This window comes from Lutibacter maritimus (assembly GCF_900116115.1).
Lineage (GTDB): Bacteria > Bacteroidota > Bacteroidia > Flavobacteriales > Flavobacteriaceae > Lutibacter > Lutibacter maritimus.
Genome location: NZ_FOZP01000007.1, coordinates 138,629 through 162,411, shown reverse-complemented (window position 1 = coordinate 162,411; position 23,783 = coordinate 138,629). Strand labels below are relative to the sequence as shown.

Genomic DNA, 23,783 nt, shown 5'->3' with positions numbered 1-23,783 from the left:
AACTATTTAGTATTCCAATTATTTATCCAGTTTGAAACTGTATTTGCCCAATCATCATTATCATTTAAACACGGAATAGTTGAAAAATGTTCGCCGCCATTTTCTTCAAAAGAATGTTTAGCTTCCATACCAATTTCTTCTAAAGTTTCTAAACAATCAGAAACAAATGCAGGTGTTACAACAGCTAAATTTTTAACTCCATTTTTGGCAAAATCATCAATAGTTTGATCCGTATATGGTTGTAACCACGGTTCACGTCCTAATCTTGATTGAAAAGAAGTGCTATAAGTTCCTTCTTTTAAATTTAAAAATTTAGCAACATTTTTTGTTGTTTGATAGCATTGATGTCTGTAGCAAAATTCGTGAGCATCAGAAGGTGTCTTGCAACAACTTCCATCTATTTTACAATGAGATTTTGTAACATCAGATTTTTTTATGTGACGTTCTGGAACTCCGTGATATGAAAATAATAAATGATCTGGTTTCGTTTCTGCTAAATGCTTTTGAATACTATTGCTTAAAACAGCAATATAATCAGGTTGATTATAAAAAGCTGGAACATCGGTGATTTTAATATGTGGAAAATGTTTTTTAACAATTTTATTAGCTAAAACTACAATAGTTTCTGTGGTTGCCATTGCAAATTGAGGATATAATGGTAAAAGTAATATTTCAGTAACACCTTTGTCTGCTAATTTTTGAATACCACTTTTTATAGATGGATTTCCATAACGCATTGCCAATTCTATAGGAATATCTGAATTTTCTTGTACTTTTTTATGTAATCTCTCTGATAAAACAATTAATGGAGAGCCTTCTGGCCACCAAATTTTTTTATAAGCTTCGGCAGATTTTTTTGGACGTGTATTTAAAATAATTCCTTTTACTACAAATGCTCTTATTAAATATGGAATATCAATAACGCGCTTGTCCATTAAAAATTCATCTAAATAATTTTTTACATCTTTTACAGATGTGCTGTTAGGTGATCCTAAATTTACTAATAATGCTCCTTTCATTTAGTTATGATTTTGCAAATTGTTTTGGTGTTATTTTAAATTTTCTTTTAAATGCTGCAATAAAATGGCTTGATGTGCTGTAGCCTAAATGAATAGCAATTTCATTTACATTTAATTGTTGTTCTTGCAATAATTTTTTTGCTAAATCCATTTTATAATTTAGTAAAAAGGTAAAAACTGGATCGCCATAAAATTCTTTAAAATCGGTTTTTAATTTTTTGATGTTTAAACCCACTTTTTTAGCCAATTCATTTAAAGAAGGAGGATTGTTCATTTCTTCAATAATAATTTGTTTGGCGTGTTTTATTTTTGAAACGGTTTCTTCATTGGCAATATATGGGCAATGTTCTGTTTCAGATTCTGTATGCGAGCTAAAATAATAACTTAACAATTCAAAAACTTTTCCTTTTATAAAAATTGGGCGTAAAGTTTCGTTGGTTTGTTTGGTAATTAATTGAGTTAAAATTATTTTAATAGCAGTAGTAGTTTCTTTAGGTTCAATAATTGGTTTTCCTACTTTAAAACTATTAAAGTTGAATAAAAAATTACCTTCTATTGAAAATAGAGAATGAAAATATTCTATTGAAATTAACACAACAAAAAGTTCTGATTTTGGAGGAAGATTAAAGAGAATGTTCATTTTTTCATCTTTAAAATATACCAAACTAGAATTTCCTTCGGTTAATTGAATGGCACAATGTTCCATATTAAACGCAACTGTACATTCGTTTGTACTACAAAAATAAAGTTGTAAATAATTATTACTTAAATTATGCTTAAATAATTCGTTATTTGAAGTTAAGTTATTGAAATAATATACTTTAAAAGTGTTTTCTTCTTCAAAAAGAAGTTGAGTACTTTTGTCGATGTTTTCGTAGTTTTTAAAATTAGATTTCATAAAGCATTTTTATGATATTATTGTAAAATCACGACAAAAGTACAATAAATTTTACTATAAAAAAACATCTTTTAATATTAAAAAATGATATTTGTCATATTTTTAAGCCCCTAATTTTACTGATATTTGTCATAAAAAAATCGATTTAGTTGTTATTTGGAATTATTCTAAATTAATTACAATAACTTATGTCGACAATAAAAGTACTTTTAGCGACATATTGAATTTTTTATTAGTTGTACTTTTGTCGATACTTATTGGTAATACATTTTTTATGAGTCAAGAAAATCTTCCTACAAAATTATATAATGTGGGTTTGAGTTACAAAAAAGCCGATGTACAAGTACGTGGGGCATTTAGTGTAACTAAAGAAAATCAGAAATTACTACTTAAAGAAGCTAAAGAAAAAGGGATAGATGGTATTTTTATCCTTTCAACTTGCAATAGAACAGAAATCACAGGATTTGCAAAACATCCATTTGAGTTAATTAGTTTATTAATTAAATATTCAAAAGGTACAGTAGAAGAGTTTATAAATGTTTCAAATGTTTATAAAAATAATGATGCAATAACTCATTTATTTAACATCGCAACTGGATTAGATAGTCAAATTTTAGGTGATTATGAAATAGTTGGGCAGTTAAGAGAATCGTTTAAATTAGCAAAAAAAACAGGTACTACAAATGCGTATTTAGAGCGTTTAATGAACTTAGTTTTACAAGCTAGTAAAGATGTTAAAAACAACACTAAGTTAAGTTCAGGAACAACGTCAGTTTCATATGCGGCAATTCAATACATTGTTGAAAATGTTGAAAATTATAATAATAAGAAAATTTTAATTTATGGGTTAGGCGAAATTGGAAAAAATACCTGTAAAAATGTATTAGAGTATACTTCCAACAAAAATGTAACATTAGTTAATAGAACGCTTGAAAAAGCAATAGATTTTGAACTTACTCATAAAGATGTTACAGTAGCTGATTTTTCTAATTTAACAAACGAAATTCATAATACTGATATTTTAATAGTATCAACAGGTTCAAGTACACATACTGTAACTAGTGAAAATTTAAAAGAAGGAAACGAATTGTTGATTATAGATTTATCAATGCCAGAAAATGTTGATATTGACGTAAAGAAAATGAATGGAGTTTCGCTAATTAATGTTGATGAACTTTCTAAAATTACTGATAAAACTATTGAAACACGTAAAGCACAAATTCCTTTAGCTGAAAAAATCATCAAAAAATATAGAGATGAATTTAACGATTGGATTTCGCACAGAAAATATGTGCCAGCAGTAAATGCTTTAAAAGAGTCTCTAATGGCAATTCAACAAGATGAAATAAACTTCTATAGTAAAAAAAATAAAGACTTCAATGTTGAAGATGCTGAGTTTGTTACCAATAGAATGATTCAGAAAATCACAACGCAATTTGTAAAGCATTTAAAAGATCAAGAAACTTCTGTTGATCAAAGTATAAGTGTTATTAGCAAAATTTTTAACACTGAAATAACCGAAATTTAAAATGGAAAGAATTATAAGAATTGGAACTCGCTCAAGTGAATTAGCGCTTTGGCAAGCCAATACCGTTGCAAAACAATTAGATAATTTAGGATATAAAAGCGAAATAGTAAAAATAGATTCTTTGGGTGATGTTGTTTTAGATAAACCACTATATGAATTAGGTATAACAGGTGTTTTTACTAAAAATTTAGACATTGCTTTATTAAACGATAAAATTGATATTGCCGTACATTCTTTTAAGGATGTGCCAACAAAATTACCGCACGGAATTATTCAAGGAGCCATTTTAAAAAGAGGTGATTTTAATGATGTTTTGGTTATAAAAGAAGATGAAAATTTTTTTACCAAAGATTCAGCCATTATTGCAACCGGAAGTTTAAGAAGAAAAGCACAATGGCTTTATCGTTATCCACATCATACAATTACAGGTTTGCGTGGTAACGTAATTACACGTTTACAAAAATTAGAAGATAATGATTGGGATGGGGCAATTTTTGCTGCTGCCGGATTAAAAAGATTAAAATTATTACCTGAAAAGGAAAAACATATAAAATTAGATTGGATGATTCCTGCACCTGCACAGGGAGCAGTAATGGTAGCGGTTTTAGAAAAAAATGAAGATTTAGTTGAAATTTGTAAACAATTAAATCATGATGATACAGCAACTTGTGTAAAAATTGAACGCGAGTTTTTACGCGTTTTAGAAGGAGGTTGTACAGCACCAATTGGTGCTTTGGCATTAATTATAAAAGAGGAATTAATGTTTAAAGGTGTTTTATTTAGTCCAGATGGGAAAAATAAAATTGAATTTTCTAAATCTGTTGAGTTAGATAAAATAGGAAATTTGGGTGAATATGCTGCTAATTATGTTTTGGACAGAGGTGGTAATAAATTAATGCGAGAAGAAATTATTATTGATAAAGATATTAATATCTATTCTACCAAAAATTTATCATTAGATCAGGTAAATAGCATTTCATCTCATATTGGTTCTTCAATGAGCGATTTTATTACAACGCGTAGCAATCGTTTAAAACCAAATGTGGTGAAAAATCCAATAAAAAATGTAATTTTTACAAGTCAAAATGCTGTAGAAGCTTTATTAGAAAATTTTATTCCAATGGAGTTACAGTTCGAAAATATTTACTGTGTAGGTAAAAGAACAAAACGCTTGATTGAAAAGAAAATTGGTAAAGTTATTCAAGACGAAAATACGTCTGAAAAATTAGCCAATTATTTAGTTAAAAACTTAGATGGAAAAGAAGTAACATTTTTTTGTGGTAATAAAAAAAGAGAAGAACTTACAACTATTTTAACTGAAAACAATATTGTTGTTAATGAAGTTGAAAGTTATCAAACCGCATTAACACCGCGCAAAATTGATGAAAAAATTAATGGAATATTATTTTTCAGTCCTTCAGCAATTGAAAGTTTTTTAATTCAAAATAAAGCAACAGAAATTGTGGCATTTTGTATTGGAGAAACTACGGCTACAGAGGCTCGTAAATATTTTAAAAATGTAGAAGTTTCAAAAGTTTCAACCATTGAAAGTGTCATTGAAGCAGCAAATAAATATTTTAAAGTAAAGCAATAATATTATGATAAACAGAACAAGACGTCTTCGTAAAACTGAAAATATCCGTCGTTTAGTTAGAGAAAATAAACTAACTATAGATGATTTAATTTATCCTTTATTTATTGAAGAAGGAATAAATATCGAAACCGAAATTGTTTCAATGCCAGGAATTAAACGTTTTTCTTTAGATACAATTTCAAAAGAATTAGATGAGGTTGTAGCATTAGACATTCCGGCTGTTTTATTATTCGGAATTCCTTCAAAAAAAGATGAAACTGGTTCTGAAACTTGGAATGATGATGGAATTATGCAAAAAGCAGTACGATTTATCAAAAAAAATTATCCGAGTTTGTATGTAATTACGGATGTTTGTTTTTGTGAATATACAAGTCACGGACATTGTGGAATTATTCATGATAACGATGTTGATAATGATGCAACATTGCCAAACATTGCAAAACAAGTAATATCTCATGCAAAAGCAGGTGTTGATATGGTGGCGCCATCAGGAATGATGGACGGTATGATTGATACAATTCGTCAAGCACTTGATAATACAGGTTTTCCAAACATTCCAATAATGTCTTATGCCGTTAAATATTCATCTGCATTTTATGGCCCGTTTAGAGATGCGGCAGATTCTGCACCAACTTTTGGTGATAGAAGAACGTACCAAATGGATCCTGCGAATAGAGATGAAGGTTTACGCGAAGCTACTTTTGATGATCAGGAAGGCGCTGATATTTTAATGGTGAAACCAGCGTTAGCTTATTTAGATATTATTAGAGATTTAAAAAATAATTTTGATAGACCAATTGCTTGTTACAATGTAAGTGGAGAATATGCAATGATAAAAGCTGCAGCAGCAAAGGGTTGGATTGATGAAGAACGCGTAATGATGGAAAGTTTACTATCTATGAAAAGAGCAGGAGCTGATATTATTATTACTTATTTTGCTAAAGATGTTGCCAAGGTATTATTGAAAAAATAAATTAAAAATGAAATTAGAAAAATCAATAGAATTATATACAAAAGGGAAAAAGCATTTAGTAGGTGCAGTAAATTCACCAGTTAGAGCTTTTAAATCTGTAGGTGGAGTGCCTATTTTTATAGATGCTGCTAAAGGTAGTAAAATTATAGATGTTGACGGAAATGAATATGTAGATATGGTGCTTTCTTATGGTCCAATGATTTTAGGTCATAGAAATAGTGTTGTAGAAAAAACTATTAAAAAGTACCTGAAAAAAGGATATACTTTTGGTGCTTCAACTAAAGGAGAAATTATTTTAGCTGAATTAGTTTGTGATGCTTTTCCGGGAATGGATAAAGTTCGTTTTGTAAATTCTGGTACAGAAGCTGTTTTAAGTGCAATTCGTTTAGCAAGAGCCTATACTGGGAAAAATAAAATTATTAAGTTTTCAGGTTGTTATCATGGTCATTCAGATGCTTTGTTAGTAGCTGCTGGTTCTGGTTTAGCAACATTAAGTTTACCTGGAAGCGCGGGTGTTCCTGATGAAGCTGTAAAAAATACTTTAATTGCTGAATATAATAATATTGATAGTGTTGAAAGACATTTAGCGAAACATAATGATATTGCAGCTGTAATTATTGAACCAATTGCAGGAAATATGGGCGTTGTGTTACCAACTAAAGAATTTATTGAAGAGTTAAGAGATTTAACCAAAGCAAGCGGTGTTCTATTAATAATGGATGAGGTAATGACAGGTTTCCGATCAAAATTTGGTGGAGCACAAGAATTACTAGGTATTAAAGCAGATATAACTTGTTTAGGTAAAGTTATTGGTGGAGGTTTTCCTGTTGGAGCGTATGGAGCAAGAAATGAAATTATGCAAATGGTAGCGCCATTGGGGCCAATGTATCAAGCAGGAACTTTATCGGGTAACCCAATTGCAATGGCATGTGGAATTGCAACGTTAAAAGAGTTAAAAAAACAAGATCCGTATAAAGATTTTGAAAAAACTGCAGCATTTTTAGAAAGAGCAATGCTATCAGCAGCAAAAGAAAATGGAATTGATTTGCAAGTAAATAGATTTGGATCAATGATTAATCCATTTTTCACAAAAACCAAAGTGGTTGATTTTAAAACAGCGCAAACTAGCGATACTAAGAAATTTAAAACCTTCTTTTGGAAAATGATGGAAAACGGAGTGTTTTTACCACCTTCACAATTTGAAGCCTGGTTTTTAGCAACGGCAATGTCCAAAAGAGATATATACAAAGTTAGATCAGCTATAAATATTGCTATGAAAGCTGTAGCTGATAAAAAAGATGAAGAATAGATTGTTTAGGTTAATATACAGTAATTAAAATGTACTAAATATTTATACCTAATACTATAATACAGATACGAAAAAAGAAATGATAAAAAACGATTTATATTTAAGAGCCTTAAAAGGCGAAACTGTAGAGCGTCCACCAGTTTGGATGATGCGTCAGGCTGGACGTTATTTGCCTGAATTTATTGCAATTAGAGATAATTACGATTTTTTTACACGTTGTAGAACTCCAGAATTAGCTTCTGAAATTACTGTGCAACCAATAAGAAGATTTGGTATGGATGCAGCTATTTTATTTTCGGATATTTTAGTGATTCCACAAGCCATGAATATTGAAGTTGAAATGAAAAATGGGGTAGGACCTTGGTTACCAAATCCAATTCGAACAGCAAAAGCTGTAGATGAAGTTGTTGTACCAGATGTAACAGTAGAATTAAAATATGTAATGGATGCCATAAAAATTACAAAACAAATGTTGAATGATGACATTCCATTAATTGGTTTTGCAGGTTCACCATGGACTATTTTATGTTACTGTGTGCAAGGGCAAGGCTCTAAAACATATGATATTGCTAAAGAATTTTGTTTTACACAACCAGTTGCAGCGCATTTATTACTTCAAAAAATAACAGACACTACTATTGCTTATTTAAAAGAAAAAGTAAAAGCAGGTGTTAATGCAGTTCAAATTTTTGATTCTTGGGGAGGAATGCTTTCTCCAGTTGATTATCAAGAATTTTCTTGGAAATATATCAATCAAATAATTGAAGCTTTAAAAGATGATGCTCCAGTAATTGCTTTTGGAAAAGGATGCTGGTTTGCTTTAGAAGAAATGGCAAAGTCAAATGCATCAGCTTTAGGTGTTGATTGGACAATTACTCCTCAAATGGCACGTAAATTTGCTGGAAATAAAATAACATTACAAGGTAATTTTGATCCATCAAGATTGTTGTCTCCACCAGCTGAAATTAAAAAAATGGTTACCAAAATGATTAACGATTTTGGAAAAGATAAATACATTGTTAATTTAGGGCATGGAATTTTACCAAATATTCCTTTAGATAATGCAAAAGCGTTTATTGACGCTGTAAAAGAGTACAAATAAAATAGTTGTTAGTTTTTGGTTGCTAGTTTTTAGTAAGCCAACTGCCAACAGCCAAACCAACAGCTAAAAAATGAAAAACTTAATTCAAAAATATAATATTCCTGGTCCAAGATATACCAGTTATCCAACAGTTCCTTTTTGGGACAAAGAAGGAATTGCTTTAGAAGACTGGAAAAAAACAGTAAAAAAATCGTTTTTTGAAAGTAATGATATAGAAGGAATTAGCTTGTACATACATTTGCCTTTTTGCGAAAGTTTATGTACGTTTTGTGCTTGTCATAAAAAAATAACAAAACGCCACGAAGTTGAACAGCCATATATTGAAACTGTTTTAAAAGAATGGGATTTATATTGCGATTTGTTTGAAGAACGACCTAAAATTAGAGAAATTCATTTAGGAGGCGGAACACCAACTTTTTTTTCTTCAGAAAATTTAAGAAAACTTATAAACGGAATCTTTAAAAGAGCTGATAAATTTGATATTTTTGATTTTAGTTTTGAAGGTCATCCAAATCATACATCAGAGGAACAATTACAAACTTTATACGATTTAGGCTCAAGAAGAAACAGTTTTGGAATTCAGGATTATGATCCAAAAGTTCAAAAAGCAATTCATAGAGTTCAAAGTTTTGAGCAAGTAAAAAAAGTTCATGAGTTGTCAAAAAAGATTGGTTATGAGTCTATTAGTCACGATTTAATTTTCGGTTTACCTTTTCAAACTGAAGAAAGTATTAGAAATACAATAAAAAATACCATCGCTTTAAAACCCGATAGAATTGCGTATTATAGTTATGCGCATGTGCCTTGGATAAAAGGTGTTGGTCAACGTGGTTTTGAAGATAGTGATTTACCAAAAGATAGTGAAAAACGTCATTTATATGAGCTTGGTAAACAATTGTTTTTTGATAATGGTTATGTAGAAATTGGTATGGATCATTTTGCTTTGCCATCAGATTCGTTACATAAAGCTATGGAAGCTAAAAAGTTACATCGTAATTTTATGGGTTATACAGCTGGAAAAACTGAGTTAATGGTTGGTTTAGGAATGTCATCAATAAGTGATTCTTGGTATGCATTTGCTCAAAATGAAAAAGATGTTGATGATTATACTGAAAAAGTAAATGCTGGTATCATTCCAATATTTAGAGGTCATTTACTAACCGATAAAGATTTAATTATTAGAAAACACATTTTAAATTTAATGTGTAATTTAGAAACAGAATGGAAAATTGGATTAGATGCACAGATAAAAAAAGAAATTATTGAGCGTTTAAAACCAATAATTGATGATGGTTTGGTTGAAGTTTCTGATGAAAGGGTGAAAGTAAAAGAAGAAGGAAGAATGTTTGTACGTAATATTTGCATGACTTTTGATCTTCGTTTAATTGAAAATAAACCAGATACTCGTATTTTTTCAATGACAATATAAATTATAAAAATAGTATAAAAAAAACCTGAACTTTAAACTTCAGGTTTTTTTTATTTGTAAGAACTAATTATTTTTTTAAAGTTCTTAAGTAATGAACAATTGCCCACATATCATCTTTTTCTGGCATTTTCTTTTCATAACTTGGCATATCGTCTCTTCCAAAATAACTTTTGTAAAATAATGCTCCATCAGTTTGAGCTTGGAATTTTTTAGATGAAAAATCTCCTAAATTTCCATCAACTTCTTCTGCTTTTGGTCCATCTCCTAAACCTTCTTTACCATGACAAGATTTGCAATGTTTAGCATATAAAGTTTTACCTAAATCAACATTAGATTTACTTGCTTCAATTGGGTTTTTCATTGTTTGGTATTTTGCAGGCACTTTCCATTCTTCTTGTACCAATTTAGTGAAAGACAAAAGTCCAACGCTAACTACACCTATAATCATTAAAATTTTAAATGTTTTCATTTTGTTTAATTTTTGTTTGTTGTTTATTAATTGTTAATCTATAATTCAAATATAGTGCCAATTTAAATAAAAATTAATAAATTATTCTTCTTCTTGGCTTATATTTATTTTTTTTCCTTCTTTTTTTATTTTATATAAATTATATATAGTATACATATAATTTGCCCAAACTCCAACTAATAATATTGTTAAAACAATATACATCCAAATTGGTGCAGCTTCAGACCAAAGTTTATTTTTATCAGGTGTATTTAATTTATTAAAAGTTCCCCAATTTACTGTTTGTTTTTGAATAACATCTCCAAATTCATCGTTATCTAAAATTTGAGCATACACAGTAAAGTTTTTATCTACATCTCCAGGGATATTTTGAAGCAATTCAAATTCAATTTCACCATTTTCAATGGTACCTTCTTTAATTTTCATTTTTGAAAGCATACCTTCAATGGAAACTATTACATCAACTTCTTCAACAGGCATTTGAACTCCTAAGCTATCGATAGTAAATGCTTTTACAAAGATGGTTTTAACGCTATCAATTTCTTCTAAATTTAGTTCTAGATGTAGATCTTTCACTAAAATTTCTTCTTCTTCAGCGTCTAGTACATCAGAACCTTCAAATCTAGCTGTTAAGTTAATGTATCCATCTTCATCTGTTAAATATTTCTGTTTTTCAGATAGTACTAATTGTGCAATACCTTCGTTTGAAGTTTTTGCAGTACCTAATAATATTTCTTCGTCATTTGCTATATTGAAGAATTTTATTTCTGCATCAAATACAGGAATTTTATCTTTTCTATCTTCTCTGTTTTTTCCTATAAATGTTACTTCAAGTACTCTAGTGTTGTCAAATTTTTTGATTGTTTTAAAAGAAAATGACAGTTTATAATCATCTACAGTTGTTTCTTGAGCAACGATACTAAAACTAAATAATAGTGCTAAAAGAAAACAAGTAAATGATGTGTTTTTAAATATGTTACGTTGCATAATTTCTAATTTTACTGTTATTATTCAGTTATAGTTTGATTTGTTTTTCCTTTTTTATCTAAAGCTTCTCTTTCTTGATCAATAATTCCTGACATTGGTATTACTGGAACTAATTTCATTATTAAAATAAAGAATAAGATAAAAGCGGCTACACCTGTAAAACTTAGAGCCCACTCAACCCAAGTTGCAGTGTAATGTATAAACTCTGGTCTAGTGTCTTGTATTGGTAAATAAGGTGTTTCTAAAGTTGGAACAACTATTAAATACCTATTTAACCATAAGCCTAAAATTGCGATTACCGATGCAAAAGTGATAGATTTTATTGTTCTAAATTTTTTGAAAAATAAAATTACAACGGGCACTAAAACACCAACATAGTTCGCTAAAACAAATTGCCAAAAATAACGTGTAAATAATGTGTTTAATAAGTTTGTATCTTGAATTTTATGGCTAAACCATCTTGAAAAATACTCACTAAAAGTAAAATATCCATAAAGCAATGATATAATTAATAGAATTATTCCACCACTTACAAAATGTACTTTTCTAATATAATGTTCTAAATGGTAGTATTTTCTAATTAAAAACATTGCTACAATAATAACTGAAACACCAGAATACAATCCTGCAATTATAAAGTATGGAGCAAATATTGAACTATTCCATCCTGGTTGTAAAGTTAAACTAAAGATCCATGCTAAAACAGAATACGCAACAATGGCTAAAGCAATAATCATTGCCGACATTGTTTTAGTTATTTTGTGTAATGTTTCTCTTTGTTCTGTAGTATCTTGGTAACCTATAGCTAAAAATTTATATAATTTTTGTCTCCATTTTGGTGCATTTTCACTGTTATCTCTTAAAATTGCCAAATCAGGAATAAATGTTAAGTATAAGTAAATAAAACAACCTACTAAATCTGTCATAATTGCAATAATATCCCAAGTAATTGGTGATTGAATTCTTGGGTATAAGAATAGATAATGCAATCTGTCTAATCTACCAATACATAGTAAAATAAAGATGGGTCCAATTATTAATGAAAGTACTGTTATTATTTCTACTATTCTTGAAACTGAATTTTTCCAAGGAGTTTTAAAAAAGTGTAAAATACCTGAAATAAAAGCTCCAGAATAGCTTAAACACACAAAAAATATAAAGTTAATAATGTAAACACCCCAAACTACATTGTCGCGCATACCTGTTACTTCATGTCCTTTAAATAACTGTAAAAAGAAGGCATAAATACCAACTAAAATTACAGCTACTAATATTCCCATCCAAATTTTTGAAACTTTGGTTGTTTTTTCAAGCATCGGAGAAAATTCTTTAACCAATTCTCTTTTTCTATTTTCTAAATTCATAATTAAGAGTTTTAAAGTTAAATTTTACCATCTTTTTTTAGTTCTTGAACATACGGAACATCTTTATAACGTTCAATAATATCTTCATCTACATTAAAACCTCTTTCTAATGGAAATTGTCTGTTAACAGCAGGTAAATAATAAACATTAGGTTTTGTGCCTAAATGCTCTAAATGACGATATCCACCACGATCTTCAATTAATTTTGAAAAGCGAACAGTTTCTTCACCGTTTGTAACAATATCTTCGTTTTTATCTCCAAAATAAATTACTCCCATTGGACAAGATGATGCACAATGTGGTAATTTTCCTTGACGAAGCATATCAGGGCAAAAATCACATTTCATAACTGTACCTTCTGCTGCAGGAACACTGGTTTCTGGAGAATAAGGTTGTGATTTATCATCAAATTTATCTTTATGTCCCCAATTAAATTGACGAGCAGAGTATGGGCAACTTGTAATACAGAATTTACATCCAATACAACGATCGTTATCAACCAATACAATATTGTCTTCACGTTTAAAAGTAGCGCCAGTTGGGCATACAGTTACGCAAGGAGGTTCATCACAATGAAAACAAGGTTTTGGTAACCAATAAGGAGAAGCCTCTGGATTATCTTGTATTAATTGTACTTTCATGAATTCCTCATTATAATCTAAATTGTGTGCTTTCTGACAGCCTTCAACACATTTTCTTGCGTTTTTACATTTGGCCAAATCAATAACCATCACAAATTTTCTGTTTGGTATTCCTTTGCGTGATTCTTCTGGAGTAATTAATGCTTCTGGGTATTTATTTACGTTTGATGCATCTACTTCAACAATTTTTCCATCAGGCGTAAGTAATCTCATTTTTTCTCCTGAAGGTTTTGTTTCATCTTCATTAGCAAAAGTAGAGATTATTGAAGCCCCAGTAACCGCTGTAACACTTGACATTAATCCTAATTTTAAGAATTTACGTCTGTTTGTGCTTCCGTTTTCAGTTTTTTTATTTTCCATAATATTAAAAATCTATACGAATAATTATGTGTAATATTCTTATGTAAATTTAGTTACATAACTTGTTTTTTATTATGATTTTTGTCAGCGAATTTTTAAAATAAAATAAGCTTTTAAAGGTTGTTTTTTTATTGTATCTTTTTGATAATTAGCACTTTAGCTAAAATTAAAAAATGATAGGTTATTTTTCAACGAAAGAAAACAAAATACCAATGGATTATTGATATTTTGTTTTCTAAAAAAGGGTGATTTATAAAAAATTAAAAGTTGTAAATTCTTGTAATATTAAATCCAATTAAGAAATCGCCTTTAAAGAAATCATTTTGGTTGTACATGTAATTCTTTTGAGATACTAAACCATTATAGTTGGTTAAAAAGATTTGGAAAGCGTGTGCAGAAGTTGCAAATTCAGTACCAATACTTAAACCTGGTTTAGGTTGGTTAGCGTCAAACTGTGTAATAGGTTGGCTATAATCAACTAAAATAGATGTTTGTGGACTTATTTTGAAACGTCCACCAAAAGAAACAGAAACCATATCATTTTGCATTGTTGGGTCTACTAAATTATAGTGAGATACACTTGGTGCAATTTGTAATGATACTTTTGAACTAAATCTTTTTGCAATAATTAATTGATTAAAGTAAGAATATCTGTCTTGAATCATATTGAAATTTTCTTTTGACCTTGCATCAATAGTAAAATTTCCATAATAAGAAACACTAATTGGCATACTACCCGATTGTGTTTGTCTTAATAATGCAACTTTCCAGTTAAAATCTTGTAATCTATTAAATTTTGTTGTTCCGTAACCAATTGTTAATCGCTCATGAATTGCATAAGTTAAACCAATTCGAATGTTTGACGGAGCCCAAAAACCAGCCATATCATTATCTCCACCATTAATAGTTCCAAATCTATGTTGCATAGTAACTTCTAAAGCATTTTTAGAAAACAACACATTTGTTGGATTATCAACAATAAAAGAACTTTCATAAGCAGGTCTTTCAAGTTTTTCTTTAACTACTTCTTTTTCAATTACCTCTTCTTCTTGGGTAAACCCAATAAAAGGGAGCATTAAAAAAGCAAGCAGTAATATTTTATAATTTTTCATATTAAATGTCTTATTTATTAGTTGTCTTTAGCTCCTTGGTTTATCCAAGCTTTAATTAAAGCAATTTCATTTGCACTTAATGAAATACCAACATCGTGGTGTCCATTTCCTGGTAAATAATTGTATAATCTGCTAGCATCTGCATTATCTGCTGTTACATATTTAGGAACTAAAGCGCTATAAGAACTTCCAGATCTTAAGTCTGGACTTATATTTGCTCCGTGACAACCTGTACATTTAGAAAATATTGGTTGTATTTCAGTTCCAAAAGAAATAACTTGAGTATCTGGTATTTCAGGAATATCAACTACCAGTTGCTCAGGAATTTCATCGTAATAACATGAAAAGCATAGTAAACTTAAGCTACTAACTAGAACTATTTGCAATAGTTTTTTCATTTGTTTTGTTTTAAATTGTTAATTAACCTTTATTAAAATTTTCGTAAAAATTTTAAGTTAATACTGTAACTATTTATAAGTAATAATTAGTTTTAAAAGTTCAGGGAACTAATTAGTTCCCCTGAACTTTAATATCTAACTATTATAATATTAATTTACTGCTTCTAAAGCATTTTTAATTAAGGCTTTAGCGTATTTTGGATTGTGAACACCATGACTATGATCTTTTTCAACTGTTTTGTAATTCCATAATGCTTGAGCAGTTTTAAATGGAATATTTTCAGTTTGTTTAAGTGTATTACCATCCTCATCAATCAAACCAAGGGCTAATAATTTATCATGTAATGATGCCATATCTGCTGCTAATCCTGCAACTTCAGTAGGAGCTCCATTTACATGGCAAGTTTTACAAGATTCATAATTTGGCTTAAATGTATGCATTCCAGTTTCTCCATCTGCTGATGAACTCATATGACATGAAACACATGAAGCGCCTGTTCTATGTACTGCTGTTCCAACAGTTGGCATAGGTGTAGAACCATTTGCAATAATAGCACCTTGAATACCTTCTAACATTGTAGATTGTGGACCATAATGTGGATAAAATCTTGTATTAGTTTGTAAATAAAGACCATCATTATCATCATCAACTGGAGCTTTTGATCTTGGTTGGTGACAAGAAACACAATTGTTACTTGCATCACCATAATCAATCACATAAGAAGCGTCTGTTAAATCTAATGTTACTGGCCCCATGCTTCTTAACGCGTAATCGTTTCCATCATTAGCAAAATCAAAAGTACTGTGTTTTTCGTGACAAGTAGTACATCCAATAGCTGTTGGAGATGCTATTGCAACAGCAGGTTGTCCTGTTATGTAATTGATGTATCCTTCGTTAGAGTGACAACGAGAACAGCTATCTCTACCTCCTGCGTAAGCAACAGCTCCACCAGCAGCATGGCCAGATTTTTCGTATGTATCTTGAATGGCTTCTCTATGGCTTTGATTGTGACAAGCTACGCAACTAGCAGTTCCGTCAACACCATCAACACCATCAATACCATCAACACCATCAATACCATCAATTCCAGCAGTTCCTTGAGGTCCCATGATAGGGTCGCTGGTACATTGTATAAACATTAAACTTGACGCTATAATCATCAAGAATCCTATTAATTTTAAATTTTTCATAATATTAGATATTTGTTTGTTTTAAATCTTATGTAAATTTAATTACATAAGCACAGTAATTTTATGATTTAAGTCATTGTTTTATAAATTTTAAAAAACAGAAAATCAGGTATTTAACTGTTATTTAGAACCGTTAAAATTAATTTTAACAAAATATTAAGCGTATTTTGTTACAGACTTAAGTAATAATAGTTACAATTTGTTTTAAAATAATTTGATTGTAAAGTTTACTCAATTATTTTTTTGTGATATATAAAATATTATGCTTTTATATTTTAAATTTATGTAATTTATATATAATGTAAACATTGTATTTTATGAATGTGGTAAATAATGATATGTAGAGAAAATATATTTAATATATTCAATTATTCTATTGACTATATATTTTTTGTAAATTTGCAGTTCTAAAAAAAATCAAAAGATGGCAAGATTTGAAGTAAAACTTCCTAAAATGGGCGAAAGCGTTGCGGAGGCAACTATAACTTCGTGGTTAAAATCAGTTGGAGATACTATTGAATTAGATGAAGCGATTGTTGAAATTGCTACAGATAAAGTGGATTCAGAGGTGCCAAGTGAAGTTGAAGGCACTTTAGTTGAAGTTTTGTATGAAAATGATGCAGTGGTAAAGGTTGGTGAAACTATAGCAATTATTGAAACTTCAAATAAAGGTACTGAAATTGAAGAAAAAAGTATTTCAAAAGAAGTAGAAAAAAACGCTGATGAAATTGAAAAAAATGTTCAGGAAATTGTACAATCTACAACTATTGAAAAAACTTCAGCTTCTGGAAAATTCTTTTCGCCTTTAGTTAGAAACATTGCTACTACTGAAGGAATTTCAATGGAAGAATTAGAAACAATTACAGGTACAGGCACTGATAATAGAGTTACTAAAAATGATATTTTAGACTATATAAATAATGGTAGAAAATCTTCAGTTTCGGAGAAGAAAGAAATAACACCAAAAATTGAAGAGCCAAAGGTTGAAAAAGTAGCCACTAAAGCAGTTAATATTGAAACTAAAGCTGAGACTAAAAATGTTGTTGCTACAGTTTCTGTTAATGGAGATGATGAAATTATTGAAATGAGCAGAATGGGCAAGTTAATTGCACATCATATGATAGAGTCGGTACAAACATCTGCCCATGTACAATCTTTTATTGAAGTTGATGTTACTAATATTGTAAAATGGAGAGATCGCGTTAAAGATCAGTTTTTGGCACGTGAAGGTGAAAAAATTACATATACTCCAATATTTATGCAAGCTGTAGCAAAAGCAATTAAGCAATTTCCAATGATTAATATTTCGGTTGCTGGAGATAAAATTATTAAGAAAAAAGCAATAAATTTAGGAATGGCAGCTGCATTAGCTGATGGAAATTTAATTGTGCCAGTTATAAAAAATGCCGATCAATTGAATTTAGTAGGTATTACCAGAGCCGTAAATGATTTGGCAGAAAGAGCAAGAAAAGGTCAATTAAAACCTGATGAAATTCAAGGAGGAACATATACAGTTACTAATGTTGGTAGTTTTGGAAGTGTTTTTGGAACACCAATAATTAATCAACCACAAGTTGCAATTTTAGCGTTAGGTGCTGTAAGAAAAGTTCCAGCAGTTATTGAAACACCAGAAGGAGATTTTATAGGGATTAGGCATAAAATGTTTATTTCACATTCTTATGATCACAGAGTTGTAAATGGTGCTTTAGGAGGCATGTTTATAAAAGCTATAAAAGAAACATTAGAAGCCTGGGATGTAAATGCAGAATTTTAAATTTACATTTTAAAATATTAAAAAAGAGGCTTATTTAAAGCCTCTTTTTTTAAATATATTTTTATCTACTTTAATACAAAATTTAAAATTATGTTTGAAAATTCATTAATTATAAAGTATACCAATTTTTTAAAAGAAATTTTATTAGACAAAGGCATGCCTGAATTTTGGGCAGCATTAATTAACTTAATTGTAACCTTTACTGTTGTTGTAATTATAGCTTATTTTTTTGATAGAATTTTACGCAAAATTGTGGTAAAAGCTTTTTATATATTTTCAATAAAAACAAAAACTACTTTTGATGATTTTTTAGTTCAAAGTAAATTTCCAAGATATATTGGTCATGTAATTCCATTTTTTTTATTAAAGTTAATTGTTCCGCTTATTTTTAAAGATTTTCCTTTTTTGTTAAATGCATTTGAAATTATAATTAATATTTATGGAATTATATTAATTGTAAAAATTATTAGAAGTTTTTTACGATCTACACAAAAATATTTACGCACAAAAGAAAGGTTTATGGATAAACCTTTAGAAAGTTATGTGCAAGTTGTTATGATATTTTTATGGGGAATTGCTATCATTTTTATAGTATATCAACTAACAGGAAAAGATGTTTTAAGTTTTGCAACATTGGGGGCAGCTTCAGCTGTGATATTATTAATTTTTAAAGATACAATATTAGGTTTTGTAGCATCAATTCAAGTATCTGTTAATGATATTGTGAGAATTGGAGATTGGATTACCTACAATAAATTTGGTGCTGATGGAACAGTTACAGATATAAATTTAGCTACTGTTCGGGTACAAAATTGGGACAATACCTACACAACAATACCAACCTATAGTTTAATTTCTGATTCTTTTCAAAACTGGAGAGGAATGCAGGAATCTGGTGGGCGAAGAATAAAAAGAGCTGTTTTTATCAAACAAAACACAATTCAATTTTTAACTCCAGAAAAGATTGAAGAATTTAAAAAAATACAATTGATATCGCCATATTTAAAAACTAAATATCATGAAATTGAATTGTATAATGAAAAAACAGGTGCTGATAAATCAGTTCTAATTAATGGAAGAAATCTTACAAATTTTGGAGTTTTTAGAAAATATGTTGATGCTTATTTGCAACAAAATTCATCAGTAAGTAAAGATTTATTTGCAATGGTTAGGCAGCTAGAACCAACTTCAAAAGGTATTCCATTAGAAATTTATTGTTTCAGCAGCGATAAAAATTGGGCAAATTACGAAGCTATTATGTCTGATATTTTTGACCATATTATAGCTTCAGTTCCTTATTTTAATTTAGAGATTTTTGAGGAGCCAACAGGGAAAGATATTGCTATTTTAACAAAAAAATAAAAAACTTATTTCATTTTTTATAACTACACAATTTCGTTTTAGAAAATGAAATAAGTTGAAATTTTAAAAATTCAGAGAATTATTTAATGCCCAAATTGAGGATTAACTCTATCGTATTTACAACAATCATGTAAGTTATTGTAAGCTTCATCAGTAGCTTTTACTTTTTGGGTGTCGTGACCAACTGCGGCAATATTTTTATGAATTGTAAGTTCATCAATTTTACGTTCATCCATAATTACAGTTAGTTGATGCGTTTCTATACTCCAATTACAAAATTTTACTCCTTTTGTTTTTAAAACAGCTTTTTCAATGCGTTCTTTGCACATTTCACACACGCCATTTACATCAAAAGCAATTTTTGCATTTTTATTTTTTTCTTGTGCTTGAATTGAAATTCCAATAAATAAAATTCCAAAAATTAATAATAGTTTTTTCATAATAAACATTTTATTCTAAATTAAATCTAATTCCTATATAATACATTGCTCCAATTACTGGAGAATATACTAAGCTTGTATCAAAATTTGTTCCGAAAGGATTGTTAGCTCCTAACACAGGTATTTGTTGTTTTTCATTGGTTAAATTTTCGCCACCAAAATACCATTCAAATCGAGGTGAAAAAACATTGGTTATTTGAGCATTTATTGCGCTATGATTGTCTGAGTAAAGTGGTAATTGATAATTTTCACTATAAATACTTGTGTCAGGAATTCTTTGCTCACTTTGCCAATTGTATGTAAAATCAAATTTCCAATTTCCTCCTTTTTGTGTTTGGTGAGTTTCAAAAAATAAATTTGTAAAAAATCTGTTTTTTGGTTGTAACGGGACTTGCTTTTCACCAGAAATATAATTGTTAGCAATATTTTGATATTTGTACGCAGTTCTTATGGAAAAATGGGTTATTGGGCTGTAATTTAGTTCAATTTGAAAACTATCAGCTTTCCCAATTGTTGATTCGTTATAAAATAATATTTCTGATGGATTTTCCCAATCTGCAATAATTTGTTCATTAAATATTGTTTTGTAAAAATCAATTGTTACGTCACCACTTCTATTAAATAATATAAATTTTTGATTAAATGAAGTTCCGTAATTCCAAGCTATTTCGGGTTTTAATCCATAAAATTCACCATTGTTGTTTATAATATTTAAAGCTCTGTTAGTTCCAAATAATTTTTGGTTTTCAGCAAATATAGATGCTCCTCTTTTTCCTCTTCCTGCTGAAAATCGTAATGTTCCAGTTTCCCAAGCGTTATATTTAACGTGTAACCGCGGAGTAATAAAGGTGTTTAATAAATTATGAGAATCAACTCTAATGCCGGCAGATAAACTTAAATTTTCTAAATTATCATAATTGTATTCAAAAAAGGCACCAACAGATTTTTCATTTCGAGAGTAGTTTAAATTTAAAACCAATTCGTCAAAATCATCAAAAGTTGCATTTAATCCGGTAACAATTTTATTTCTTGTGTCAGAAATTATAGAGTTAAAAATTACATTAGCATAGAAGCTTTGATGTTTAATTTTATAGTCTTTTAATCCAAAATAAGAATTTTGATGATGATTGCTAAAAGCAAGTTGTAGCCCAAAACTTTTATAAGGCATTTCAGGGAAAACATATCCTAATTTTGTTGAAGTTTCAAACCTTTCTGTTTCAATTTCACTACCCCAAAAGGTTGTGCTTTTTTTATGAATGTTGGGATTAAAATCTGTTTGGCTAGTTTGTTTATTGTCGGTTAAATATCGAAGACTAAAAAAGCTAACCCAACCTTTTTCAGTGTCTGTATATTGCCATCTATTCATAATATTTACTTGGCTAGATAGCGGAGCATCTAAAAAGCTATCGTTGTTTTCATCTATTTTATTATTTCTTAAATTCCCATGAACATACAATCCAGAGCTCCATTTATCGGTTAAAATTTTATTAAAATGCGTGTTTAATTCATACCTCCCATCAAAAGAGCTAAAAGCATTTACAAATAGTTTTTTATCAGTTAAAGGCTTTACTAATTCAGCGTTAATTTGTCCAGTAATGCTTTCGTATCCATTTACAACACTTCCGGCACCTTTGGTAATTTGTATACTTTCTACCCAAGTTCCGGGTGTGAATGAGAGTCCAAATGCTTGTGCAGCTCCTCTTATATTAGGAATATTTTCTTGAACAATTTGAATATATGGACTGGATAAACCTAACATTTTAATTTGCTTTGTGCCTGTTAATGCATCAGAATAATTAACGTCTATTGAAGGATTGGTTTCAAAACTCTCCGCTAAATTGCAACAAGCAGCTTTTAATAGTTCTGTTTTGTTTACATTAATAATATTTTTTACAAGGTAACTTGGCCTGTTAGAACTTTTTGTTCGGGTTTGAATATTTACTTCTTCAAGTTGGTTATCAGCCGCTAAAACAATGTTTATGTTTTTTAAATTTTCTACTAAAATAGTTTGTGTTTTGTAGCCTATAAAGCTAACAATCAATTGGCTGTTGTTTTCCAGTGATTTTAGTTCAAACTCACCTTTTTCATCAGAATTTGTTCCTATATTAGCGTTTTTCCAATAAATACTTGCACCAAAAATAGGTGAGTTGTTAGTATCTAAAATAGTTCCTTTAATTGTTTTTTGACTAAATACTACAAAGGGAAATAATAGTAATAATACTATCGTATATTTTTTCATTTATATTTTCTTAATAATTGATATTGAGCCAATACTAATATACTGGCTGTTAAGATTCTTTATAAAAAGACTTTATATCAAATTAAGAATGATTGAAAAAGGACTTGTTTGTTAAAAATAAGCTTTGGAGGAGAAAAATCTTTATAAAAATTATTTTTAGTTTTTATAACAGATAAACTTTCAATAAAATTGAAGTAAAATGAAGTTAAAAATAACGTTTCACTTTTAGTTATTTTAACAGTTTTTGTGTAATCAAAAGGTAAAACATCTTTTTGTACTGTTTCGTTTTTACAACAATTTTGTTCTGAAAAATTTAGGTTATTGGGTTTAATAGTAATTTCAGATTCGCAGCAACTTTCTACTTTTTCAGTTGAAATAGTAATCATATTACCATTGCAAAAATGTTTGAATACAGAAAAAGAAGTTGTAGATAACAATAAAACTGCTATTAATACAACTGCTGATGTTTTTCTGAAAGTATTTTTCATAAGGCTAAAATACAATTTAGATTTAATACAGAAAATTTAAAAATAAGAATATTTTTTAACCTTCTTGAACTTTTAATCTTGCTGTTGCTACTGTTGTTGTTTCTGAAAAGTCTTTTTCTAAATATTTTAAATGCCCAACAATAGCAATCATTGCTGCATTATCTGTAGTGTATTGAAATTTTGGAATATAAGTAGTCCAGCCATATTTTTCTTCAGTTGCTTTTAAAGTTTTTCGTATTTCAGAATTTGCACTAACGCCACCAGCAATTGCAATATGTGTAATTCCTGTTTGTTTTACTGCTTTTTTTATTTTATCAAATAAAATAGTTACAATGGTGTATTGAACTGATGCGCAGATATCGTATAAGTTTTCTTCAATAAAATTTGGATTTTCTTTTACATTTTTCTGAATAAAATATAAAATAGCAGTTTTTAAACCACTAAAACTAAAATTTAAACCGTCCATTTTTGGCTTTGTAAATTTAAAAGCTTTTGGATTGCCAAGTTGCGCATATTTATCAACTAAAGGTCCACCAGGATATGGTAATCCTAAAATTTTTGCTGTTTTATCATAAGCCTCTCCAACAGCATCATCAGTAGTTTCACCAATCACTTCCATTGTAAAGTAATTGGTGATTTTTACAATTTGCGTATGCCCACCACTAATAGTTAAACATAAAAAAGGGAAGGGAGGTTTTTGCTGTGTTTCATCATCAATAAAATGCGCTAAAACGTGTCCTTGCATATGATTTACAGCTATTAACGGAATATTTAAAGCCATTGAAAGTGACTTAGCAAACGATGTTCCAACTAAAAGCGATCCCATTAATCCAGGTCCGCGCGTAAAAGCTATGGCATGTAAATCTTTTTTGTCGATATTTGCTTGTTGAATTGCTTGTTGAATTACAGGAACAATATTTTGTTGATGTGCTCTTGATGCTAATTCGGGAACAACACCACCATATTTAGTGTGAATTTCTTGGTTAGCAACAACATTTGATAGTACTTTTCCGTTGCATAAAACAGCGGCACTTGTATCATCACAAGACGATTCAATTCCAAGAATATAAATTGGATTATTTTTAGTCATTTTAATAAAATATAGG

At 29.3% G+C, this 23,783-nt stretch carries 21 protein-coding genes; 8 read left to right on the top strand and 13 right to left on the bottom strand.

Annotation, left to right across the window (positions count from 1 at the left end; genetic code table 11):
* Positions 1–2 precede the first annotated feature (2 nt).
* Positions 3–1,019: a ferrochelatase gene (hemH, locus tag BM335_RS12430; RefSeq protein WP_090228321.1), complete on the bottom strand. Its 1,017-nt coding sequence runs from the start codon at positions 1,017–1,019 to the stop codon at positions 3–5.
* 4 nt (positions 1,020–1,023) lie between these two features.
* A complete protein-coding gene (locus BM335_RS12425) occupies positions 1,024–1,917 on the bottom strand; it encodes a helix-turn-helix domain-containing protein (protein ID WP_090228317.1) in 894 nt (297 codons plus the stop codon).
* Between the two features lie 274 nt (positions 1,918–2,191).
* On the opposite strand from BM335_RS12425, the gene hemA reads away from it, so the two are divergent.
* The 6 genes from hemA to hemN all read left to right on the top strand — a co-directional run bounded on the left by hemA (position 2,192) and on the right by hemN (position 9,852).
* A complete protein-coding gene (gene hemA / locus BM335_RS12420; RefSeq protein WP_090228313.1) occupies positions 2,192–3,445 on the top strand; it encodes a glutamyl-tRNA reductase in 1,254 nt (417 codons plus the stop codon).
* Position 3,446: 1 nt separating this feature from the next.
* Positions 3,447–5,039, top strand: a complete 1,593-nt coding sequence (gene hemC, locus BM335_RS12415; RefSeq protein WP_090228309.1) for a hydroxymethylbilane synthase — start codon at positions 3,447–3,449, stop codon at positions 5,037–5,039.
* 7 nt (positions 5,040–5,046) lie between these two features.
* Positions 5,047–6,012, top strand: a complete 966-nt coding sequence (hemB, locus tag BM335_RS12410; protein ID WP_090228580.1) for a porphobilinogen synthase — start codon at positions 5,047–5,049, stop codon at positions 6,010–6,012.
* Between the two features lie 7 nt (positions 6,013–6,019).
* On the top strand, positions 6,020–7,321 hold the full coding sequence (gene hemL, locus BM335_RS12405; RefSeq protein WP_090228306.1) for a glutamate-1-semialdehyde 2,1-aminomutase: 1,302 nt from the start codon (positions 6,020–6,022) through the stop codon (positions 7,319–7,321).
* 79 nt (positions 7,322–7,400) lie between these two features.
* A complete protein-coding gene (gene hemE, locus BM335_RS12400; protein ID WP_090228302.1) occupies positions 7,401–8,423 on the top strand; it encodes a uroporphyrinogen decarboxylase in 1,023 nt (340 codons plus the stop codon).
* A 70-nt stretch (positions 8,424–8,493) separates the two neighbouring features.
* A complete protein-coding gene (gene hemN, locus BM335_RS12395; protein ID WP_090228298.1) occupies positions 8,494–9,852 on the top strand; it encodes an oxygen-independent coproporphyrinogen III oxidase in 1,359 nt (452 codons plus the stop codon).
* Positions 9,853–9,919: 67 nt separating this feature from the next.
* On the opposite strand, the gene BM335_RS12390 is transcribed toward hemN, so the two are convergent.
* From BM335_RS12390 to BM335_RS12360, 7 genes are all read right to left on the bottom strand, one after another.
* Positions 9,920–10,321, bottom strand: a complete 402-nt coding sequence (locus BM335_RS12390; RefSeq protein WP_177219211.1) for a c-type cytochrome — start codon at positions 10,319–10,321, stop codon at positions 9,920–9,922.
* Between the two features lie 81 nt (positions 10,322–10,402).
* The gene (locus BM335_RS12385) at positions 10,403–11,308 is read right to left on the bottom strand and encodes a hypothetical protein (RefSeq protein ID WP_090228293.1); all 906 of its coding nucleotides are present in this window, start codon (positions 11,306–11,308) and stop codon (positions 10,403–10,405) included.
* Positions 11,309–11,328: 20 nt separating this feature from the next.
* Positions 11,329–12,672 carry an NrfD/PsrC family molybdoenzyme membrane anchor subunit gene (gene nrfD / locus BM335_RS12380; RefSeq protein WP_090228290.1) on the bottom strand — a complete coding sequence of 448 codons (1,344 nt, stop codon included), beginning with the start codon at positions 12,670–12,672 and terminating at the stop codon, positions 11,329–11,331.
* Positions 12,673–12,689: 17 nt separating this feature from the next.
* On the bottom strand, positions 12,690–13,673 hold the full coding sequence (locus tag BM335_RS12375; RefSeq protein ID WP_090228287.1) for a 4Fe-4S dicluster domain-containing protein: 984 nt from the start codon (positions 13,671–13,673) through the stop codon (positions 12,690–12,692).
* A 260-nt stretch (positions 13,674–13,933) separates the two neighbouring features.
* Positions 13,934–14,785 (bottom strand): DUF5777 family beta-barrel protein, encoded by an 852-nt coding sequence (locus BM335_RS12370; RefSeq protein WP_245780669.1) that lies wholly within the window; start codon positions 14,783–14,785, stop codon positions 13,934–13,936.
* Between the two features lie 17 nt (positions 14,786–14,802).
* Positions 14,803–15,183, bottom strand: coding sequence for a hypothetical protein (locus tag BM335_RS12365; RefSeq protein ID WP_090228284.1), 381 nt, complete (start codon positions 15,181–15,183; stop codon positions 14,803–14,805).
* Positions 15,184–15,333: 150 nt separating this feature from the next.
* Entirely contained in the window at positions 15,334–16,374 is a 1,041-nt protein-coding gene (locus BM335_RS12360; protein WP_143102425.1) for a hypothetical protein, read from the bottom strand.
* A gap of 424 nt (positions 16,375–16,798) precedes the next feature.
* On the opposite strand from BM335_RS12360, the gene BM335_RS12355 reads away from it, so the two are divergent.
* Complete coding sequence (locus BM335_RS12355) at positions 16,799–18,148, top strand: dihydrolipoamide acetyltransferase family protein (RefSeq protein WP_090228274.1); 1,350 nt, start codon at positions 16,799–16,801, stop codon at positions 18,146–18,148.
* Positions 18,149–18,238: 90 nt separating this feature from the next.
* Entirely contained in the window at positions 18,239–19,510 is a 1,272-nt protein-coding gene (locus BM335_RS12350; RefSeq protein WP_090228270.1) for a mechanosensitive ion channel family protein, read from the top strand.
* An 83-nt stretch (positions 19,511–19,593) separates the two neighbouring features.
* On the opposite strand, the gene BM335_RS12345 is transcribed toward BM335_RS12350, so the two are convergent.
* From BM335_RS12345 to tsaD, 4 genes are all read right to left on the bottom strand, one after another.
* Entirely contained in the window at positions 19,594–19,950 is a 357-nt protein-coding gene (locus tag BM335_RS12345; protein WP_090228568.1) for a heavy-metal-associated domain-containing protein, read from the bottom strand.
* A gap of 10 nt (positions 19,951–19,960) precedes the next feature.
* The gene (locus BM335_RS12340) at positions 19,961–22,189 is read right to left on the bottom strand and encodes a TonB-dependent receptor (protein WP_090228263.1); all 2,229 of its coding nucleotides are present in this window, start codon (positions 22,187–22,189) and stop codon (positions 19,961–19,963) included.
* A gap of 77 nt (positions 22,190–22,266) precedes the next feature.
* Positions 22,267–22,677: an HYC_CC_PP family protein gene (locus BM335_RS12335; RefSeq protein ID WP_090228258.1), complete on the bottom strand. Its 411-nt coding sequence runs from the start codon at positions 22,675–22,677 to the stop codon at positions 22,267–22,269.
* Positions 22,678–22,732: 55 nt separating this feature from the next.
* Positions 22,733–23,767, bottom strand: a complete 1,035-nt coding sequence (tsaD, locus tag BM335_RS12330) for a tRNA (adenosine(37)-N6)-threonylcarbamoyltransferase complex transferase subunit TsaD (protein WP_090228255.1) — start codon at positions 23,765–23,767, stop codon at positions 22,733–22,735.
* Positions 23,768–23,783: the final 16 nt, after the last annotated feature.

Coding starts and splice junctions, on each gene's coding strand:
- hemL (WP_090228306.1), top strand. CDS start 6,020: ATGAAATTAGAAAAATCAATAGAATTATATACAAAAGGGAAAAAGCAT.
- hemE (WP_090228302.1), top strand. CDS start 7,401: ATGATAAAAAACGATTTATATTTAAGAGCCTTAAAAGGCGAAACTGTA.
- BM335_RS12365 (WP_090228284.1), bottom strand. CDS start 15,183: ATGAAAAAACTATTGCAAATAGTTCTAGTTAGTAGCTTAAGTTTACTA.
- BM335_RS12385 (WP_090228293.1), bottom strand. CDS start 11,308: ATGCAACGTAACATATTTAAAAACACATCATTTACTTGTTTTCTTTTA.
- nrfD (WP_090228290.1), bottom strand. CDS start 12,672: ATGAATTTAGAAAATAGAAAAAGAGAATTGGTTAAAGAATTTTCTCCG.
- tsaD (WP_090228255.1), bottom strand. CDS start 23,767: ATGACTAAAAATAATCCAATTTATATTCTTGGAATTGAATCGTCTTGT.
- BM335_RS12340 (WP_090228263.1), bottom strand. CDS start 22,189: ATGAAAAAATATACGATAGTATTATTACTATTATTTCCCTTTGTAGTA.
- BM335_RS12360 (WP_143102425.1), bottom strand. CDS start 16,374: ATGAAAAATTTAAAATTAATAGGATTCTTGATGATTATAGCGTCAAGT.
- BM335_RS12355 (WP_090228274.1), top strand. CDS start 16,799: ATGGCAAGATTTGAAGTAAAACTTCCTAAAATGGGCGAAAGCGTTGCG.
- BM335_RS12345 (WP_090228568.1), bottom strand. CDS start 19,950: ATGAAAAAACTATTATTAATTTTTGGAATTTTATTTATTGGAATTTCA.
- hemC (WP_090228309.1), top strand. CDS start 3,447: ATGGAAAGAATTATAAGAATTGGAACTCGCTCAAGTGAATTAGCGCTT.
- hemA (WP_090228313.1), top strand. CDS start 2,192: ATGAGTCAAGAAAATCTTCCTACAAAATTATATAATGTGGGTTTGAGT.
- hemN (WP_090228298.1), top strand. CDS start 8,494: ATGAAAAACTTAATTCAAAAATATAATATTCCTGGTCCAAGATATACC.
- BM335_RS12335 (WP_090228258.1), bottom strand. CDS start 22,677: ATGAAAAATACTTTCAGAAAAACATCAGCAGTTGTATTAATAGCAGTT.
- BM335_RS12425 (WP_090228317.1), bottom strand. CDS start 1,917: ATGAAATCTAATTTTAAAAACTACGAAAACATCGACAAAAGTACTCAA.
- BM335_RS12390 (WP_177219211.1), bottom strand. CDS start 10,321: ATGAAAACATTTAAAATTTTAATGATTATAGGTGTAGTTAGCGTTGGA.
- BM335_RS12375 (WP_090228287.1), bottom strand. CDS start 13,673: ATGGAAAATAAAAAAACTGAAAACGGAAGCACAAACAGACGTAAATTC.
- BM335_RS12350 (WP_090228270.1), top strand. CDS start 18,239: ATGTTTGAAAATTCATTAATTATAAAGTATACCAATTTTTTAAAAGAA.
- hemH (WP_090228321.1), bottom strand. CDS start 1,019: ATGAAAGGAGCATTATTAGTAAATTTAGGATCACCTAACAGCACATCT.
- BM335_RS12370 (WP_245780669.1), bottom strand. CDS start 14,785: ATGAAAAATTATAAAATATTACTGCTTGCTTTTTTAATGCTCCCTTTT.